This window comes from Pseudovibrio sp. Tun.PSC04-5.I4 (assembly GCF_900104145.1).
Lineage (GTDB): Bacteria > Pseudomonadota > Alphaproteobacteria > Rhizobiales > Stappiaceae > Pseudovibrio.
Genome location: NZ_FNLB01000006.1, coordinates 2,747,299 through 2,765,596 on the forward strand (window position 1 = coordinate 2,747,299; position 18,298 = coordinate 2,765,596).

Here is an 18,298-nt window from a genome sequence, read left to right on the forward strand (position 1 = left end):
TGCCCTTCCCATTCTAAGGGGCCCTGCCTGGGCAGGGAGCTAGACTGGCAACTGAAAATATTGCCAGTCTTTCAGACCAAAGCTTGCGTGGCTTACGCCAGTGCAGGCTGGATCTTTTTACAAGCGTCAACGAGGCCGATCACGGATGAAACGGATTTGTCGAACATCGCTTTTTCATCGCTCGTGAGATCGATTTCAATGATACGTTCGATGCCGTTTTCACCAATCACAGTTGGCACACCCAAGTACATGTCTTTTTGACCGTACTGGCCATCAAGGTATGCAGCGCATGGAAGAACGCGCTTTTTATCTTTGAGGTAGCTTTCTGCCATTGCGATAGCTGAGGCAGCTGGTGCGTAAAACGCAGAGCCAGTTTTAAGAAGACCAACGATCTCCGCCCCGCCATCACGTGTACGCTGAACGATCTCTTCAAGACGGTCAGCTGTGAGCCAACCCATTTTCACGAGATCGGTCAGAGGAACACCCGCTACAGTGGAGTAGCGTGTCAGCGGAACCATTGTGTCGCCGTGACCGCCAAGAACGAATGCGGTTACGTCTTCTACAGACACTTTGAATTCTTCTGCGAGGAAGTAGCGGAAACGAGAGCTATCCAGAACGCCTGCCATGCCAACAACTTTGTTTGCTGGAAGACCGGAGAATTTCTGCAGAGCCCAAACCATCGCGTCGAGCGGGTTGGTAATGCAGATCACGAATGCGTCTGGAGCGTGCTTCTTAATACCAGCGCCAACCTGCTCCATAACCTTCAGGTTAATTTCAAGCAGATCGTCACGGCTCATGCCAGGTTTACGAGGAACACCCGCAGTCACGATGACGACATCAGAACCAGCGATGCCTTCATATGTATTTGTGCCTGATAGAGCAGAGTCAAAACCGTCCACTGGTGAAGATTCTGCCAGGTCCAAAGCTTTGCCCTGCGGCATACCTTCAGCGATGTCGAACAGAACGATATCGCCTAGTTCTTTAAGACCAGCAAGGTGGGCAAGTGTGCCACCAATCTGACCAGATCCAATCAAAGCAATCTTGTTGCGCGCCATGAGGAGCTCCTCTTTACGTAACATAGAACCATGATATATGGTGCCTATTTGTCGCAGTGGGTAACGGTTTTGACGCATCTACGCAACCCAATTGAAGCACACAAGCGCGTTATTTTACCGAAAGTGACAATTTTTTAGCGGATTGGATAAGGTCTCAATACGTCATTTCTGAAAAAAACTAATTTTTTTCATTATCACGCATTAGCCCCGCTCATCAAATATTCTTCAGAACGCATTTCGATGAGACGTGACGCTGTACGATCGAACTCAAACGCCTCTGTTCCAGAGGACGCGATGTACAAGTTTTGAGGCTCGGCCTCTGCCTGGATCACCAGGCGAATTTGATTATCGTAGAGTGTATCGATTAGATTGATAAATCGCTTGGCTTCGTTTCTACGCGCCCTATCTAAGGCAGGGACACCCTCAAGGAAAACTGTGTTGAAAGCATGTGCAATGCGCAGATAATCAGAGGATCCAAGCGGAGTGCCGCACAACTCCTGAAATGTGAACCATGCAATATTGCTGCAAGTGCGACTTACAGGTATTTTGCGACCTTTATTTTCCAATTCAACCAGATGGCACTGGAGTCCGTAAGTCATGCCAGACCAGAGTTTTTCCATTCCCTCTAAACTCTTGGACCCAATTGGAGTGAGGTATGTATCTGACCCCGACAGCTTTTCGAGGCGATAATCTATTGGAGCATCGAGATGAAGAACATCAAGTCGTTCATTCAGAGAACGGAGAAATGGAAGAATATGGTTTCTATTCAGTCCGTCCTTATAGAGCTCATCCGGCACGACGTTTGAGGTACAAACAAGAACGACACCTGCATCAAATAATTTGATAAAGAGACGCCCTAACAGCATTGCATCCGCAATGTCGGTCACTGTGAATTCATCAAAGCAAAGCAGGCGGGTGTTTTTTGCTATTTCTTCTGCAATGGGAATGATCGGATCACGGTCTTTGATAACTCCCGCGCTGATTTGCTTGCGTACCACAAATACTCGATCATGGATCTCCTCCATAAACTCATGGAAATGCAAGCGCCGCTTTTGCGGTTCAGGGCTAAGGTCATAAAACAGATCCATAAGCATGGTCTTGCCACGGCCAACAGACCCCCAAACATACAGCCCCTTGATAAACTCCTGCTCCTCCTTGCCCTTCCCGAACAAGCGCCCCAAAAGCCCTTTTTTCTCTTCTGGCTTTTGTTCGGCTAATTTTGCAGTCAGAGTATCAAGGCGCTTTGCCACTTCTATCTGAACCGGATCAGCTTCTAGATCGCCCCGCGCGACCATTGAATTGTATTGAGCAAGGACAGTGGTTGGGGTTGATGCATTCTCAAGCACGGGGTTTTATTCCTCAAACTGGATTCCAACAAAGAAATCGCAAATTCCAATATGCCATATTCGCCCATGGCTTAAAGGAGAGCGCCACCCAGACGCAAGTACTATGAGGAATATAAGTGAAAGCACACCATCACATAAAAGCGAAAATTGCAGTTAGTCTGGTTACATATGCAAAAAGCGCTGCGCCTGTATCCAGCGCAACGCTTTTAATTCTTTTAACTGCCAAGCTGTCTGTTAGCGAGCGAACGAAATAGAGGATCCGCTTGCAGTTTGACCAGCAAAACTGGTTCCAGCGCCTGACAGGGTAGCAACATTGCCACCACCAGCATCTTTCAACACAACCTGATTTCCATTTAGATTCCAAGCAGAAATTTGGGAGAGGCTAGCGTCGTTACACCCGCGGGTGTTTGCACGGTAGCCACCGCTCCATTTCGTCAGCGTCATAAAGAGCTTACAGTTGTCGCCACCGGAAGATACGCTCCAACCGCCAAGCAAGTCAGTTCGGCCAAGCGAACCGCCAGTTGCATTTACGTTTGGAGCAGGCGGTGCGGAAACAACCTGCGAGTTGGCGTTAGCATCCTGCCCATCAACCAAAATTTGATTTTCATAACCAGGTTGACCCGGAATGATTGGCGACAAAGTTTGACCTTCAATAGGAGAAACAGGAGAAGCCGGCAGCGGCGATACATAGCTACGCGTATAAGTCGTTCGCTGGCACGCCATTGTGGAAATTGCAATTACAGAAACAAATGCAATCGTCAAACTACGATTCATAGTGGTGTCATCCCAGCCTTGTGAATTAAGGCGTATTAACCATAAAGATCTTAAGAAGATGCCTCTAAAATGAGGCCGGTGGAAGTTTAGAGCTAAAAAAAAGAAAGTTTCCCACCGAAACCCTCATTTCCTTGGGGTAACATGCCGAAAATCGCAATCATTAGAAAGCAAAGGGCGAAACAAAATCAACAAGCAGTTCGCCAATTTAGAGAATCACTAGAAAAAACTTTTGAAGAAATCGATAAATCTATAGCTTCTTTAATCCTGCTGAATGCATCTGTTGCCTCTTTTATATTTCGCGGCTCCTGTTCATCTGAGCGGGCACCCCAATTCATCCTTGTAGGCTGCCCAGGCCAAATCGGTTGCTTGTCAAGAAGCACACTAGTTTGAAGACTTATTACGAAATCAGGCTGCGGTGCATGCGGCAGCGAAAAAACATTCCAGGACTTGGGATGCAAGCCGCTTTCCTGCAGTGCATTGGCAAAAAGCACCTTCCGTGTGATCGGGCGCATTATCTCTCCCGGCAACGGACCAGCAGAAAATGCTCTCAGGCCTCCCATTGAAGCTTTATTCAAATAGGCCTCTGCTGCGAGGCTAAAAAACGAATTCTCTACGCAAACAAACAGTACATTCGCCATTGTCATAGGAACGCCTCCACTGCAGCGCCGGACGTTGTCCAATCATCGGTGTGCTTCTCATTCCCAGCACCTTTTAGTGCCCTTTTTATTCGGGAGGATGACACTCGAATGAAACGCTAGTGATAATCACAGATGGGTTGGGAATAATACGGGGCTACTGGCTAATCAGCGCAGTCTGGCCAGCTTCAATCTTAAGTGACCGCTGTTCACTTTCAGAATAAGCGCCTGTATAAGAAGCAATGTTTTTCTGCTTTTCTTGGGAGCTTGCACAATGTCTTTTCCTTTATGGACAATTCTGATTGCCGGTCTGATGCCATGGCTTTCAGTTCTTCCTGCCAAAATTTCTCGCAACTATAACAATTCCAAACCGAGGGATCCGGCCTACTGGAAAGAAGGTTTCCGTCTTCGCGCACGCTCAGCCGAAATCAACTCTCACGAGGCCTTCCCTCTTTATGCAGTGTCCGTTCTGATCGCTCTCGCTTATGGAGGGGACCCAGATTGGATCGAAAAATTGTGCGGCCTGTTCATCGCAATGCGCGTTCTGTACATTGCTTGTTACTGGCTTGACCGCGCTTCCCTGCGTTCAGTCGTTTGGTTTATTGGTCTGGTTAGTTCAGTTGCACTCTTCACGTCGCCGGCGTGGTCATAACAGCAACTCGGGACAGTCAATATCCCCGTGATTTCATGGTATTGTGAGACAGGCAAGGACTGGAGACGCACTAAAAATGGCGCAATTCTGCTGTTTCCGTAGTCGTTCGTTACTACGAAATTAACAGTAGCTCTTATAGCTTCCGTCAGTTTTTAGGGGCGACTGCCCATTTGAGGAAAAACCGGTCAGCCTGAGCTGCGGTATCTTGCGTAAATGACCGGCGAGTTCGGGCCATTAGCGCTGGCCCCGCTTCCAGTTCAGATAGAATGAGCTCATTCACGGCACCAGCAGGGCGGACAACATCTTTTATTTGCCCAGCCTCACTGCGCTCAACCAACTCTTCAATTTCGCCGCGCAAGACAGGACGAATAAAGGTTGCTTCTGTAAGGTCGGCAAGTCTTGAAGGTGGAATACCCTGATATCGGTTCTGATTATACCAACGCAGTACAAGTGACGACCGGATCAAATCGTATAATCTTTCCGGCACGATCTCGCCCAGAGCCATGCCGTCAAATCTATGCCGCTGCCTATTCAAACGCTGAAAGTGGTAGAGCGCAAAGCGAACCGGGTCACAATATTCGACCGCGAATGCCAGCATGGATTTGGGAAAGCCCTCATGCCCGGCGTAAGCATCTCTCAATTGAACCCAATCCAACGGCTCAGGATTACCTTTCAGAAGTGCTATCAGTGTTTTTTTGAGATCCCAACCACTAACGCTTGCAGGAACTTTAAAATCTACACCCATCGTATCTTCTGAAGGGAAGAGCGAGAGATAGTACTCGAGAGATTGCGTGTAGATGAACCTGCAATTGGGATAAGCAGCCTCTGATTTTTTAGTGAGGTACAGATGCGAAAGATCGCCCGCGTGCAATACACGCAGATTCTTTTCGTTCTCCAAGTCACGAAAACTCTTTTCAAGCTCAAAAAATGTAGAAGAGCTGTCTGAATTAACTTGCGAAGGCGCACTCACCGAAAATTGCCTAACCTGAAATCTAAGAGGCTTCTCCTCGTTGCACTTACCCTTGAACGCTTTTCAGGGCAAGTGCGGTCGAGCAGTTTGCTCTCTAAGTTTTCCAGAAACGGGAGACTCTGGCACGATGCGCCACACGCTAATATTAGGCTTCTTCGGAAAAAGCGTCGAATGCGCTGAGTGCTTCAGCGGCATACATGAGGGAAGGCCCGCCGCCCATGTAAACAGCCACGCCTAATGCCTCGATAAGTTCCTCGCGTGTTACACCGTACTTTATGCAAGCTTTTGCGTGGTAACCAAGGCAGGCGTCACAACGGGCAGCAACACCAATGGAGAGCGCGATAAGTTCTTTTGCTTTCGCTTCGAGCGCACCTGTACCGATTGCGCTTTTTGCGATTTCACCAAAGCCTTTCATGACACCGGGAATACCAGGGCGTAACTCTGCGATACGGCCATCGGTTTGTTTTAGGAATTCTTGCCAGTTTTCTACAGCCATGCTTCAGCTCCATTATATTAGATATAACTAATATTGACAGAACTTCACCGACAGACAATGACTAAAATCAAACAACCTAAGCTAAGTCCATTAATATCATTCGCGTTTTTACGTAAAACACCTCTTAATGTAACGCCCACGTCATTGTAATTTTCGCTCACCTATGCTTACTGAAGAAACTCTCCTTTTTTCATTCTGGTATTTACAATGTCCATCGCAGAAATTTTGACTGCTAGAGGCCGCGCTGCTGATTTGCTGAGCGCAGCCCGAGCAGCGTTCCTCACTCAAGGCTACAAGAAGACGTCCGTGAGCCAAATTGCTGAGGCCTCAGGCATCTCAATGGCACACATTTACAATTTCTATCCGAGCAAGATCAACCTGGCCTGTGCTGTCGTTGGTGCCGAAGTTGTTAAACTGGTGGCACGGCTGGAAACCGCAACTGACCCGAATGCCAGTGCGTCTGCGCGTCTCAGCAAGTTTATGCTGATGGAATTTGACGAGACCTATCGCCTGCTTGCACTGAACAAAGGCCTTGCAGACTGCTTGCAAGTGGTTGAGAGCAAACGGCCAGATGACTTTGAGGAGCTGTTCCGCCTTGTCCGGCAGCCTATGCATACGATCTTGCATTCCGGCAATCTTGCAGAAGAGTTTGACCTGCGAGAAGTCAATCAGGTTGCTCGCCACATCCATGCAGCAACCATGAAATTCCGTTTTCCGCAGCTTCACAGCCAAGAATCCTATGAACTGCAGCGCAAGGAATGCATTGGCGTAATCAAGCTGGTTTTAAGGGGCGTCGAGCGGCGGTAAAAGGTGGCTAATCAATGGTAAACACCCTGACATGACGTTGACAGTTTCGTAATTTTGCAAGTTCAGCTCCCTCATTATTCATATTTTCTCCTTTTTTTCTGCTATTTATGCCTAGAGCAAAGTCAAAATTTCCTCTGTTAAATCAAGTATTTATAAAGACCGTGGTTCTAGACTAATTTGTATCAAGTTACCTATCACGACCGCGTTTTGGGCCGTGTCATCCTCTTGCGTATTTTGGGGGAACCAATGAGTCGCTTAAGAGTAATAATGTTTTCGGTATTGGGATTGCTCGGCTTCAGCAGCCATTCCTTTGCTATTGAATATCCACCCGGTGTGGAGGCAACTGAACCCTATGAGGTTTATGAGGAGGAAGTTGTCGATGGCCTGATCTCGCCACCAGAGTACGACTGGAATGGTGCCTACCTCGGTGTCCAAGGTGGTTGGGCGCGCCTTCATGGCAGTGACCGCTTCAACAACAGTGGTACAGCCTATAATGGTGGAACCGTTGGATTGTACGGCGGTTACAACTACACCTACCAGAACATCATGATTGGTGTTGAAGGTGAAGGCGCATACTGGGCGTTTGGCGATGTCTCTCGCGATAATATGTCCTTGCGCTCCGATTACTTTGTGGCAGCTAAAGTCCGTGCAGGCCTGACCTACGACTGGTTTATGGCCTATGTGGCAGGTGGTGCCGCAGTTTCAACATTCCGTATTACCAATCCGAATTTTGGACCGGGCTCTGACAGCAACACCATGGTGGGCTATGTTGGAGGTGCGGGCATCGAGATGTTCGTAACGCATAACGTTATTGTGCGACTGGATTACGAACGGATTGTATTCCCCGGCCGCAGCTTCACTGTTGGCAACACACGCTTCAAGGAAGACATTGATAGCGACGCAATTCGGCTCGGCGTTTCCTACAAGTTCTAGGGACAACTCCCCTAAATGAAAAAATCCGCCTCAATTCACTGAGGCGGATTTTTTATTTTGATATCAGTATCTTCGCGCGTTAAACGCGGCGCTCAACCATCATCTTCTTGATCTCAGCAATCGCCTTCGCAGGGTTAAGACCCTTAGGACATGCCTGAGAACAGTTCATAATGGTGTGACAACGGTAGAGACGGAATGGATCTTCAAGATTATCCAGACGCTCACCAGTTGCCTCATCACGGCTGTCGATCAACCAGCGGTATGCCTGCAGAAGAACTGCAGGGCCGAGGTAACGATCACCATTCCACCAGTAACTTGGGCAAGAAGTGGAGCAGCATGCACACAAGATACACTCATAAAGACCATCCAGCTTCTGGCGATCCTCATAGGACTGCAGCCATTCTTTTTCAGGCTCAGGTGTTGTGGTTTTCAGCCAAGGCTCAATAGACCGGTGCTGAGCGTAGAAGCGTGTCAGATCCGGCACGAGATCCTTCACAACAGGCATATGCGGCAGAGGGTAGATCTTGACGATCTCGTGCGAACATTCGTCAGCACCCTTTGTACAAGCCAGTGTGTTGGTTCCGTCGATGTTCATCGCACAGGAACCACAGATGCCCTCACGACAAGAACGACGGAAGGTCAGTGTAGCATCGACCTTGTCCTTGATGTAGATGAGCGCATCCAAAACCATTGGACCACAATTGTCCGCATCAACATAATAAGTGTCGATGCGCGGATTACGACCATCATCGGGAGACCAGCGGTAAACGCGGTACTCACGAGTGTTGGTGGCGCCTTCCGGCTTTGGCCAGACCTTGCCTTCTCCCATCCGGGAGTTTTTTGGCAGTTTGAATTCAGCCATATCGGTTACTCCAGGTTTCGGCGCCTAGTAGACGCGGGCTTTCGGTGCGATTTTCTTCATGTCGATGCCGCCCTGCTCGAAGGTGGTCAACGGCTCAAGAACAACCGGACGGTAGCTCAGCGTCACTTTACCATCCTCAGAGAGGTGGGAAATGGTGTGCTTGCGCCACTCTTCATCATTACGACCGCCGAGAGGACCATCTTTGTAGTCTTCACGAGCGTGCGCACCACGGCTCTCTTTACGGGCTTCAGCGCCGTAAACTGTCGTGATCGCGTTTGCCATAAGGTTTTCAAGCTCAAGCGTTTCGACCAGATCAGAGTTCCAAATCATGGAACTATCCGACACACGGATGTCTTGCATTTCACCCCAGATTGCCGAGATGCGCTGACACCCTTGCTCCAAGCTCTCCTGCGTACGGAACACAGCAGCGTCTTCCTGCATGGTCTTCTGCATCTTCAAGCGCAGTTCTGCAGTTGGGCTTGAGCCCTTGGCAAAACGCAGCTTGTCAAAGCGAGCCATGATCTTCTGGCTGGAGGCGTCGTTTGGCTCTGGAATTTCAGCTTCCCGGTCAACAACCTCGCCAGCGCGGATTGCTGCGGCACGGCCAAACACAACCAAATCGATCAGGGAGTTGGATCCGAGGCGGTTTGCACCGTGAACGGACGCACACCCAGCTTCACCAACAGCCATCAGACCCGGCGCAATCGCATTTGGATCTTCTTTTGTTGGGTTCAGCACTTCACCCCAATAGTTGGTTGGAATACCACCCATATTGTAGTGAACGGTTGGCAGAACCGGAATTGGCTCCTTGGTCAGGTCCACACCTGCGAAGATGCGCGCGCTTTCAGAAATACCTGGAAGACGTTCAGCCAGCAAATCAGGATCGAGATGATCCAGATGCAGGAAGATGTGATCTTTGTTTTTGCCAACACCACGGCCTTCGCGAATTTCCATCGTCATACAACGGGAAACAACATCACGAGAGGCAAGGTCTTTTGCGGACGGTGCATAACGCTCCATGAAGCGCTCACCCTCGGAGTTTACAAGGTAACCACCTTCGCCGCGTGCACCCTCAGTGATCAGACAGCCTGAGCCGTAAATCCCGGTTGGGTGGAACTGAACGAATTCCATATCCTGCAATGGCAAACCTGCACGAGCAACCATGCCGCCGCCATCACCTGTACAGGTGTGCGCAGATGTTGCAGAGAAGAACGCGCGACCGTAACCACCTGTCGCCAGCACAACCATCTTCGCAGAGAAGCGGTGAATTGTGCCGTCATCAAGGTTCCATGCCATAACGCCTTCACACTTACCGTCTTCAGACATGATGAGATCAAGCGCGAAGTACTCAATGAAGAAGTCAGCGTTGTGGCGCAGGGCCTGGCCGTAAAGTGTGTGCAGAATAGCGTGGCCTGTACGGTCAGCTGCTGCACAAGTGCGCTGCACTGGAGGGCCTTCGCCGTAATTCTGCATGTGACCACCGAACGGACGCTGGTAGATTTTTCCTTCTTCCGTCCGAGAGAATGGCACACCGTAGTGCTCCAGCTCATAAACTGCTTTTGGTGCTTCACGAACGAGGTATTCCATCGCATCCGTGTCGCCCAGCCAGTCAGAGCCCTTCACAGTGTCATACATATGCCACTGCCAGCAGTCTGGCGTCATGTTTTTCAGGCTGGCTGCGATACCACCCTGTGCTGCCACTGTGTGCGAGCGGGTTGGAAACACCTTGGAGATACAAGCTGTTTTGAGACCCTGCTCTGCCATGCCGAGCGTTGCCCGAAGGCCAGCACCACCAGCACCAACGACCACAACGTCAAACTTGTGGTCTACAAACTCATAGGCCTTGCCGCTTTGGCTTGGCGCTGTCGAAACACCGGTCTGTTCAACCATCTAGATCAGCCTCCGAAGCTGATTTTAAGCACTGCAACAACGGAAGCGAGTGCGATAATAGAAGCGAAGAAAATGTTACCCATAAGAAGAAGGAACTTGAGGCCTTCTGTGTGGACGTAATCTTCGATGATGACTTGCATGCCCAGCTTCATGTGCAGGCAGCCGACCAGGATCACCAAAAGCATCAAGGTGGAGATGATCGGATTTTGAAGTGCTTCTGTGAAACTCGCATAATCAGCGCCCTGAAGCGCGATAACGAGAATGACAAAGAAGGAAATAAGAAACACATTCGCGACAGCGGTCAAACGCTGACGCCAGAAGTGAGTAGTTCCGTCCTTAGCAGAGCCAAGGCCGGTTACTTTTTTGAGCGGAGTGCGCATATCGGTCATTGCTCTCTCCTTAAGCTACGATGAAGCCGATGATCCAAAGGACCACCGTGAGGGCAACAGAAGCTATGATCGTCGCGCGAGCCATCCAGTTCGCAGCTGACAGGTCAAAGCCATGACCCATATCCCAGATGAAATGACGAAGACCGCCAATCATGTGGTGCACGAGTGCCCAGGTAAAGCCGAAGAGGACCAATCGACCCAGGAAGGAGCCGAACACGTCCATTGCAAATTGATAGGACTCTGGGCCTGCTGCTGCGCAGACGAGCCAGAACGCCATCAAAATCGTTCCAAAATAAAGCGCCGCGCCGGTGACGCGATGAAGAATGGACATCACCATCGTCATGATCGGCTTATAGATCTGAAGATGGGGCGATAATGGCCGATTGGCCTGGGGGTCAGCGTTCGCCATAAATCTCTCTCCCGTCCTTGGTTATAGTTACGTTTACGTAAACGTAACAAAACAAGGCGTTGTATCAGGTTCTAATACCTTCAGTTTAAGAGTGCGTCAAAGCATCCTATGCGACTAAATGCTTTTTCTACTAGGTTTGCCCTTAAAATTGGCCGAAATGATTAGATTTAATGGTGCGAACTTTGTTCATTCCTGCACAAAACAGTAGTCCGAATCCCATCAACAGATAACTTGACTTATATACTCATATTTTATTTACTGAATTTACTATCAATTTTTCAGAAAATCACTTTAAATCAAATTACGTTCACGTAAGTTCTATGTAGCATGTACCAGCTGACGTTACTCTCCCCAATAAGAGCAGAGCAGTTGTGGAGGATTTTCATCTCTCCAGCTACCAACAACGTTCCTAGTGCTTCTCAAAGTTGATCATAAATGAAGGCGGTCACTCTGCGGTGAGCGGCATAGCCGTGAGAGCATCGGTACAATTAGTACGCCGTCGGGCTTGGGACAAGTGACCATTAAAGAGCGTCCGTACCTCCACATATGGATCAGTTCCAGTAAATGTCCGTTTATCCTTCAAATTTTATAGATCAGCGCGGTTTAGAGTGCTTTTTCCATGTATCTGACAGTCTTACCCTTGCCTTCCAACATCGCCTCTCCGACGACTTCAAAGCCTAATGAAGCATGGAATGCGTCGGATACAGGATTGGGTGGATCTGAGTTAACCTCACATACAACACGCTCATAGCCTTGGGCTCTCGCGAACTGAAACAGATCATCGTACAGCTTACGAGCGATGCCTTGGCCTCTGGCTGCTTTGGAGATCACGACACGATCAACGTAGAGGAAGCTAGTGTAGTTGGCACAGAACCATTTGAAATTGATAGAAGAATAATCCCCGCCCTGGTCGTAAGTGACCAAAAGGCCAGCGCTGGTTCCAGCAACTTTCACATAAGTTGCTTTTCTAATGAGGTCAGCAAAACCATCCAGACTAAGAGACGACAATTCAAGTGCATGCTCTTCATTGAGCGCATGCGCCCAAGACAGATCTTCAGCAATAATGCTTCGCAAAGCAGTCACATCTATTTCCTAATGTTATTCCAGTTTGTTGCATTATTATCTTCTAGACGGATAAATTGCGTCGAGTACGGAGAGTTTTAAAGACATGGACCATGAAGATGGTGGCAAAGAGCGGAGTGATTAAGTTAACGATAGGAATTGCCAGAACGAACGCCACAATCAGACCAGCAGCAAACACCGTTCCGCTTTGAGACTTGCGGAAAGCCTTTGCTTCAGCGAGAGGCATAAATCGCATAGCGACGAACTCAAAGTATTCACGGCCCAAGAGGTAGCCATTGACCAGCAAGAAAGCTATCTGGCCAATGCCGGGAATAAAGAACAGCATCAATGCAAAGATATTGGCGATGATCACGATACCAACGAAGCGGAGGGCCGTAATAATGGACTCGCCGAGAGGCAATGATTTGCCTCGCCTCTCAGTCGGGTAGCTTTGCTCTTCCACCAGCTCTGAAATCTGGTCCTGATAGAACGCAACAACCATGGCGGAGACTGGCGCAAGGACAAAACCCAGTCCAATCAACGCACCAATACCAGTTACAATACTGACTGTCGTGTCCTGCCAATCCTGCGGGAGGTCGATGAAATATCCAACGACGCCTTGGATTGCGATCCAAACGACAAGAAGAAGAAGCAGAGTGAGCCCCAATCCCTTGAAAAGGATGCCTCGAAAACTGGGCTCAAAAACCTGAGAAAATGCTTTTATTGCTGTCGATAACATATCTTGTGCCGAATTAATGAAAACAGATGGCACTTAGATAAGCATTTCCCCCTGCTTCAACAAGGGCTGCCTCGTGTTGATACAGGCTCTTCGTTCAGCTCACGAGTGCAACCTCATCAATAAGCTGCCAGTTCAACTGGTCAATTTTCGCAGAGCATGCATCCAAATCCGCAGGATCAAACTGGAACCAGCATCCACCACCGACATTCGGCGGTTGATCAAATTGTCGTTGGATCGCCACGTTTGCCAGATGGCATTTGAGCAAGGTTCCAGCAGCGCCATGACCGGAAAACAACACCGGATCTTCTGCTGGCATGGAACTCAAAACCGCTTTAATCGCAGTGATTACGCGGCTTTGTGCATCGAGGGCACGCTCCCAGCCGCGAACACTGATTGCGGGACGTGAGAAGAAATCGTCCGCGACAAGTTCAAACTCGTCTGGCGGCAAAAAGCCGGTTGAGCTGCGGTCATTTTCATGCAGGTTTGGTGCTGTGGTCAGCTCAACTCCCAAATGGTTTGCAATGATCTGGCCGGTTTCAATCGCCTTCTTCTCTTTACTAGAGATAACGTGCTCAATTTCCAGCAACCAAGGTTGGCGCAGACCTTGTTCCAGCCGAGCCCGTCCTTTATCCGACAAGTCCCAGTGCGGAACTGGTGTTGCCGGATCAATATCGACATTCGGATGGCTCAAATAAATGCAGTAACTCATGACACCTCCCCCGGTGCCATTTGACACCCGTTAGATAACCACTGGCTCTACGCAACCATGGGTCATTTTCCCTCAGTAAATATCTTGATCAAATGATGCGCGATTGAGATGTCAGGGGGACAAATTAATCCTGACTCAGCTTCGCCTTGGAGCATCCTCAGTGTCTCCTCTTTGGTAAACCACTGACAATCCTCCATTTCTTCATAGTCGATATTCAAGTCCGTGGTGAGCGCTTCCCCGTGAAATCCGGCCATAATGTTTGAAGGAAATGGCCATGGTTGGCTGGCGATGTAGGTCACCTTGCCTACCTTTACGCCTGCTTCTTCAAAGACTTCACGACGCACCGCGTCTTCCAACGTCTCACCCGGTTCAACAAATCCAGCCAGCGTTGTGTAGACATTTTCCGCCAAATGGTAGGGACGCCCCATCAGGCATTTATCCCCGTGAGTGATCAACATTATCACCGCTGGATCCGTTCTTGGGAAATGCTGCGCTGAACAGGAGGGACAATCCCGGCGATAACCAGCCTCAGCAAGCTCCGTTGGCTTTCCACATTGAGAGCACATTTTGTGCGACAGATGCCATCTGCCGACTGCAGCAGCTTGAGCCATCATACCGAATACTTTGGAACTCGCTGCGCGCTTCATTGCAATTCCACGCAAACCGTAAGCAGCAAATGGGCCCCGTTTTTCCAGCTCTTCTTCCAGTGTTTCCGCGTCAGTTGAATAGCGCACACCGAAATATGGACGGTCGCTATCTTCTTCATCTAATCCGAGAAAGATGGTTGTTGCGTCCTTGATCCCTAATGTTCCCAAGACCTCAGCTGTATGTTGGACTGGATCGATTTCCTGTTCAATATTGAAAATAAAACTGTCGTTCGCCTGTATCAGAAATCGTGTCTCGGACGCTGCTTTTAAAGACTTAACCCATTCTGTATCCTTACGTTTTTCTCCGCAGCGATTGAGGGTATTTGCAGAGTAACAAAGGGCAGAAGAAGCATCAAATGCCTCAGTGGTTTCGGCCTGCATTTCGAATTCCTTAAACTATAAAATTAATGAGAGTGAAGCCGAGATACCATTGAAATGCAATGACTGGGCGACACTTTCTTCGCTAGAGCTCATGTGAGAAGAGGACTGTTTCACACTCTCGTCCACAGAGACGAGCGGTAGGCGTCAATGAACACTTGCAAAATTTAAACAAACCGCCCATACACCTTTTCGGGAGGTTGGTGGTGGACGAGCCACTCGCCAACTGGGTCAGATCCGGAAGGAAGCAGCCCTAACGAGTCCATGGCACGGGTCATCGTGCCAGCCTCCCACCTATTTTCTCCGCGCCCACACTCGACAAGCGGCCGGTCTTCGTCTTGAATGGCCGGGAATTAGTTTTACCTTGCCTTTGAGTTGGCAGAGGATTTGGGCGATATGGACGGAACAGACCTTCAAAACGAACATCAAGCAGCAAACAGCGCCGAAGCACCCGCTTCTGGCGGCAGTGACGGTGCTTACCGCGTTCTCGCCCGAAAATACCGACCAAGCTCCTTTGATGACCTTTATGGTCAGGAGCCGATGGTCCAGACCCTTCAAAACGCATTCGAGACTGGCCGTATCGCTCATGCATGGATGCTGACGGGTGTTCGCGGTGTTGGTAAAACGACAACAGCGCGTATTCTTGCGCGCGGGTTGAACTACGAAATCCCCGGCGAAATTGATAAGGCTACCATACACTTAGACAAACTCGGCGTTCACTGTAAGGCGATCATGGAAGGTCGTCATGTTGATGTGATCGAGATGGATGCGGCCTCTCATACCGGGATTGACGACATTCGCGAAATTACCGAGGCAGCTCGGTACCGGCCTGCGAGTGCGCGTTATAAAGTGTACATCATTGATGAGGTGCATATGCTCTCCAAATCGGCGTTCAACGGCCTGTTGAAGACGCTGGAGGAGCCGCCTGAGCATGTGAAATTCATCTTCGCGACCACAGAAATCCGCAAGGTTCCCGTAACTGTCCTCTCCCGTTGCCAGCGGTTTGACCTGCGCCGTATTGAGAGCTCTACGCTTGTTTCTCTGCTGCGCGCTATCTCTGGCAAAGAGGGAATAGAAATTTCCGATGAAGCTCTGGCGCTGATTGCCCGCGCGGGTGAAGGCTCTGCACGTGATTGTTTAAGCCTGCTGGATCAAGCTATTGCGCATGGTGCTGGCCGCATTGAAGCGGACGAAGTGCGCCAGATGCTTGGCCTTGCTGACCGCAGCCGTGTGATAGATTTGTTTGAGCATGTGATGCGCGGCGATATTGCCAGCGCACTGGATGAGCTTAAAGCCCAGTATGAAGTGGGTGCCGATCCGGCAGTTGTCCTCTCTGACCTTGCAGACTTTACCCATTTGGTGACGCGCCTAAAGGCTGTGCCTAAATCCGGTGATGAAGCCTCCGTGACTGAGAGTGAGCGATTGAGAGGCCGCGAGTTTGCTGAGAAGCTTTCTATGCGTATTCTTTCTCGCACATGGCAGATATTGCTGAAGGGAATTAATGAGGTGCAGACTGCACCTAAACCCCTAGCCGCTGCTGATATGGTGCTGGTACGGCTCTGTTATGCCTCTGACCTTCCCGACCCTGAGGAAGCATTGAAGCTTTTGAAGTCCGGTAAGTTCTCACCCGCTGGTGGGGGCGCCCCAGCAGGCAACGCCCCGCAAGGTGGTGGCGGGTCACGCGCAAGCGCCGTTTCTGGTGGCGGCGGATCAGTTCCCCAACTGCGTACAGTCGCTGGCGGGCAACCAATGGTCCAAGCGGTTGGTACTCCAGCTCAATCTGCTCCGCAAATGCGCCGCGCTGAAGAAGCACAAGAAAAAATTGCGATCCGATCCTGGCATGAGGTTGCGCAGCTCGCAGCCAAAATGAAGGACATTCCGGTTAAGGTTTCCGTTGAGCGTGCGCTCCGGCTCGTTAACTTTCAGCCTGGCCGCATTGAGGTGCAACCTACCGAGATTGCCACTTCTGATGCCGCAGGTGAGCTTGGCCGAAAACTGACTGAATGGACCGGTCGACGCTGGATTGTTGCGGTTAGCCGAGAGCAAGGTCGACCGACTTTGCATGAAGAAAAAGAAGCCAATCAACGACAGTTGGTTTCTGATGCGCATTCTGATCCGGAAATCGTCAAACTGATCGCTGCTTTTCCTGGCGCGAAGGTTGTTGATGTTCGCATTTTGAAGCAGGAGGAAGATATTCCCCTTGAGATTGCTTCTGATGTCACGGACCTAGATCCCGCAGAATCTATGGATTTCACCGAGGATTTCTAAGGTTTTCATGCTATGAAACCTTAGAGGAATAATGACAGAGCGCTTAATCACGCTCACCTAAGCTAAAGGAGCCAGTCGATGGACTTTCTCAAAATGATGAAGCAAGCCAAGCAGATGCAGGAAAAGATGGGCGACCTTCAGAGTGCAGTCAGCGAGCTTTCAGTTGAAGGTGTTTCAGGCGCAGGCATGATCACCGTTACCTTAAATGGTAAGGGCGAGATGACTGGTTTGAAGATCGATCCATCCCTGATCAAAGCTGATGAATCCGGGGTCCTTGAGGATCTTATCCTCGCTGCGCATAATGATGCGAAAGCCAAAGGCGAAGCACTGGTGCAGGAACGCACTCAAGAGCTGATGTCCGGCATGGGCCTGCCCGCAGGTATGAAACTCCCCATGTGATTTGAGTTGAGGGCCAGCCCACCTGTTGCTTTTAGAGCGCAAACAACTGGTGTTTTGGTCTACCTCCTCCGGAATACTTATTCCCTCTTGCCCGCCGAATTCGGCGGGCATAGTTTATCTGGCATTGCCTGCAAAGCTGATTTGCACAAAGCCCCTTTCCTTCTCGCAGTGAGCATACAAGTCCGATGAGTACACGCAGGGTCGCTGGTCCCGAAATTGAACGCCTCATTCAGTTACTCTCCAAGTTGCCCGGCCTTGGCCCGCGCTCTGCCAGACGTGCTGCCTTGCATCTCATTCAAAAGAAAGATCAATTGTTGATCCCACTTGCTGAGGCGATGGGCGTGGCGGTGGAGCATGTGGGCATTTGTTCCCAGTGTGGTACCGTTGATACCAGTGATCCTTGCACCATCTGCTCTGATCCGCGCAGGGATAGCACCACCATTGTGGTTGTGGAAGATGTCTCTGACTTGTGGGCGCTGGAGCGGGCATCGGCTGTGAGAGCACATTATCATGTCCTCGGCGGAACCCTGTCTCCACTGGATGGAATTGGCCCTGATGACTTGCAAATTTCCAAGCTTGTGGAACGGGTCGAAGGCGGTAACGTGGTTGAGGTTATCCTCGCAGTGAATGCGACCGTTGAAGGGCAAACAACAGCGCACTTCATTACGGACCAGCTGACGCGCTTTGAAAATGTGCAGGTAACACGCCTCGCACACGGTGTGCCGGTTGGAGGGGAACTTGACTACCTTGACGAAGGCACTCTGGCGCTGGCTTTGCGAGCGAGAACAAAGTTTTAGCTGGGTTTAGCCTCGCACATTCTGCGGGCATTACTCCTGATGGCCGCAGAATGTGCGTTGGTTTGAAAGGAACGCATTTTT

20 protein-coding genes and 1 other RNA gene are annotated in these 18,298 nt (G+C 49.9%); 7 read left to right on the forward strand and 14 right to left on the reverse strand.

Annotated features, from left to right (window positions below; translation table 11 throughout):
* Nucleotides 1-92: 92 nt before the first annotated feature.
* From mdh to BLS62_RS18070, 4 genes are all read right to left on the reverse strand, one after another.
* Entirely contained in the window at nt 93-1,055 is a 963-nt protein-coding gene (gene mdh / locus BLS62_RS18055; protein ID WP_093183527.1) for a malate dehydrogenase, read from the reverse strand.
* A 194-nt stretch (nt 1,056-1,249) separates the two neighbouring features.
* Nucleotides 1,250-2,401, reverse strand: a complete 1,152-nt coding sequence (gene zapE, locus BLS62_RS18060; RefSeq protein WP_093183529.1) for a cell division protein ZapE — start codon at nt 2,399-2,401, stop codon at nt 1,250-1,252.
* 234 nt (nt 2,402-2,635) lie between these two features.
* A complete protein-coding gene (locus BLS62_RS18065) occupies nt 2,636-3,175 on the reverse strand; it encodes an AprI/Inh family metalloprotease inhibitor (RefSeq protein WP_093183531.1) in 540 nt (179 codons plus the stop codon).
* A 185-nt stretch (nt 3,176-3,360) separates the two neighbouring features.
* Nucleotides 3,361-3,819, reverse strand: a complete 459-nt coding sequence (locus tag BLS62_RS18070) for an arsenate-mycothiol transferase ArsC (protein WP_093183533.1) — start codon at nt 3,817-3,819, stop codon at nt 3,361-3,363.
* A 265-nt stretch (nt 3,820-4,084) separates the two neighbouring features.
* On the opposite strand from BLS62_RS18070, the gene BLS62_RS18075 reads away from it, so the two are divergent.
* On the forward strand, nt 4,085-4,462 hold the full coding sequence (locus tag BLS62_RS18075; protein ID WP_093183534.1) for an MAPEG family protein: 378 nt from the start codon (nt 4,085-4,087) through the stop codon (nt 4,460-4,462).
* 145 nt (nt 4,463-4,607) lie between these two features.
* Here the strand turns inward: BLS62_RS18075 and BLS62_RS18080 are convergent, their stop codons facing one another.
* Both BLS62_RS18080 and BLS62_RS18085 read right to left on the reverse strand, forming a co-directional pair.
* Nucleotides 4,608-5,432: a DNA polymerase beta superfamily protein gene (locus tag BLS62_RS18080; protein WP_093183536.1), complete on the reverse strand. Its 825-nt coding sequence runs from the start codon at nt 5,430-5,432 to the stop codon at nt 4,608-4,610.
* A 145-nt stretch (nt 5,433-5,577) separates the two neighbouring features.
* Nucleotides 5,578-5,928, reverse strand: a complete 351-nt coding sequence (locus tag BLS62_RS18085; RefSeq protein WP_093183538.1) for a carboxymuconolactone decarboxylase family protein — start codon at nt 5,926-5,928, stop codon at nt 5,578-5,580.
* 207 nt (nt 5,929-6,135) lie between these two features.
* Between BLS62_RS18085 and BLS62_RS18090 the strand changes: the two genes are divergently transcribed.
* The gene (locus BLS62_RS18090) at nt 6,136-6,735 is read left to right on the forward strand and encodes a TetR/AcrR family transcriptional regulator (protein ID WP_093183540.1); all 600 of its coding nucleotides are present in this window, start codon (nt 6,136-6,138) and stop codon (nt 6,733-6,735) included.
* Nucleotides 6,736-7,002: 267 nt separating this feature from the next.
* Nucleotides 7,003-7,668: an outer membrane protein gene (locus tag BLS62_RS18095; protein ID WP_208990941.1), complete on the forward strand. Its 666-nt coding sequence runs from the start codon at nt 7,003-7,005 to the stop codon at nt 7,666-7,668.
* A 79-nt stretch (nt 7,669-7,747) separates the two neighbouring features.
* On the opposite strand, the gene BLS62_RS18100 is transcribed toward BLS62_RS18095, so the two are convergent.
* From BLS62_RS18100 to nudC, 8 genes are all read right to left on the reverse strand, one after another.
* Complete coding sequence (locus BLS62_RS18100) at nt 7,748-8,530, reverse strand: succinate dehydrogenase iron-sulfur subunit (RefSeq protein WP_093183544.1); 783 nt, start codon at nt 8,528-8,530, stop codon at nt 7,748-7,750.
* A 24-nt stretch (nt 8,531-8,554) separates the two neighbouring features.
* A complete protein-coding gene (gene sdhA / locus BLS62_RS18105; RefSeq protein WP_093183546.1) occupies nt 8,555-10,420 on the reverse strand; it encodes a succinate dehydrogenase flavoprotein subunit in 1,866 nt (621 codons plus the stop codon).
* A gap of 5 nt (nt 10,421-10,425) precedes the next feature.
* Nucleotides 10,426-10,809, reverse strand: coding sequence for a succinate dehydrogenase, hydrophobic membrane anchor protein (gene sdhD, locus BLS62_RS18110; protein ID WP_093183549.1), 384 nt, complete (start codon nt 10,807-10,809; stop codon nt 10,426-10,428).
* Between the two features lie 10 nt (nt 10,810-10,819).
* Nucleotides 10,820-11,218: a succinate dehydrogenase, cytochrome b556 subunit gene (gene sdhC / locus BLS62_RS18115; RefSeq protein ID WP_093183552.1), complete on the reverse strand. Its 399-nt coding sequence runs from the start codon at nt 11,216-11,218 to the stop codon at nt 10,820-10,822.
* A gap of 603 nt (nt 11,219-11,821) precedes the next feature.
* Nucleotides 11,822-12,301, reverse strand: a complete 480-nt coding sequence (locus BLS62_RS18120) for a GNAT family N-acetyltransferase (protein ID WP_093183555.1) — start codon at nt 12,299-12,301, stop codon at nt 11,822-11,824.
* A gap of 43 nt (nt 12,302-12,344) precedes the next feature.
* Nucleotides 12,345-13,019 carry a sulfate transporter family protein gene (locus tag BLS62_RS18125; protein ID WP_093189156.1) on the reverse strand — a complete coding sequence of 225 codons (675 nt, stop codon included), beginning with the start codon at nt 13,017-13,019 and terminating at the stop codon, nt 12,345-12,347.
* Between the two features lie 94 nt (nt 13,020-13,113).
* Entirely contained in the window at nt 13,114-13,728 is a 615-nt protein-coding gene (locus BLS62_RS18130; RefSeq protein ID WP_093183557.1) for a histidine phosphatase family protein, read from the reverse strand.
* Nucleotides 13,729-13,790: 62 nt separating this feature from the next.
* Entirely contained in the window at nt 13,791-14,756 is a 966-nt protein-coding gene (nudC, locus tag BLS62_RS18135) for an NAD(+) diphosphatase (protein ID WP_093183560.1), read from the reverse strand.
* A gap of 192 nt (nt 14,757-14,948) precedes the next feature.
* Here nudC and ffs point away from each other — a divergent pair.
* The 4 genes from ffs (at nt 14,949) to recR (ending at nt 18,217) form a co-directional block, all read left to right on the forward strand.
* Nucleotides 14,949-15,047, forward strand: an RNA gene (gene ffs, locus BLS62_RS18140) — signal recognition particle sRNA small type.
* A gap of 102 nt (nt 15,048-15,149) precedes the next feature.
* Nucleotides 15,150-17,021 (forward strand): DNA polymerase III subunit gamma/tau, encoded by a 1,872-nt coding sequence (locus tag BLS62_RS18145; protein WP_093183563.1) that lies wholly within the window; start codon nt 15,150-15,152, stop codon nt 17,019-17,021.
* Between the two features lie 78 nt (nt 17,022-17,099).
* Nucleotides 17,100-17,420, forward strand: a complete 321-nt coding sequence (locus BLS62_RS18150) for a YbaB/EbfC family nucleoid-associated protein (RefSeq protein WP_093183567.1) — start codon at nt 17,100-17,102, stop codon at nt 17,418-17,420.
* A 185-nt stretch (nt 17,421-17,605) separates the two neighbouring features.
* Nucleotides 17,606-18,217, forward strand: a complete 612-nt coding sequence (gene recR, locus BLS62_RS18155) for a recombination mediator RecR (RefSeq protein WP_093183569.1) — start codon at nt 17,606-17,608, stop codon at nt 18,215-18,217.
* Nucleotides 18,218-18,298 lie beyond the last annotated feature (81 nt).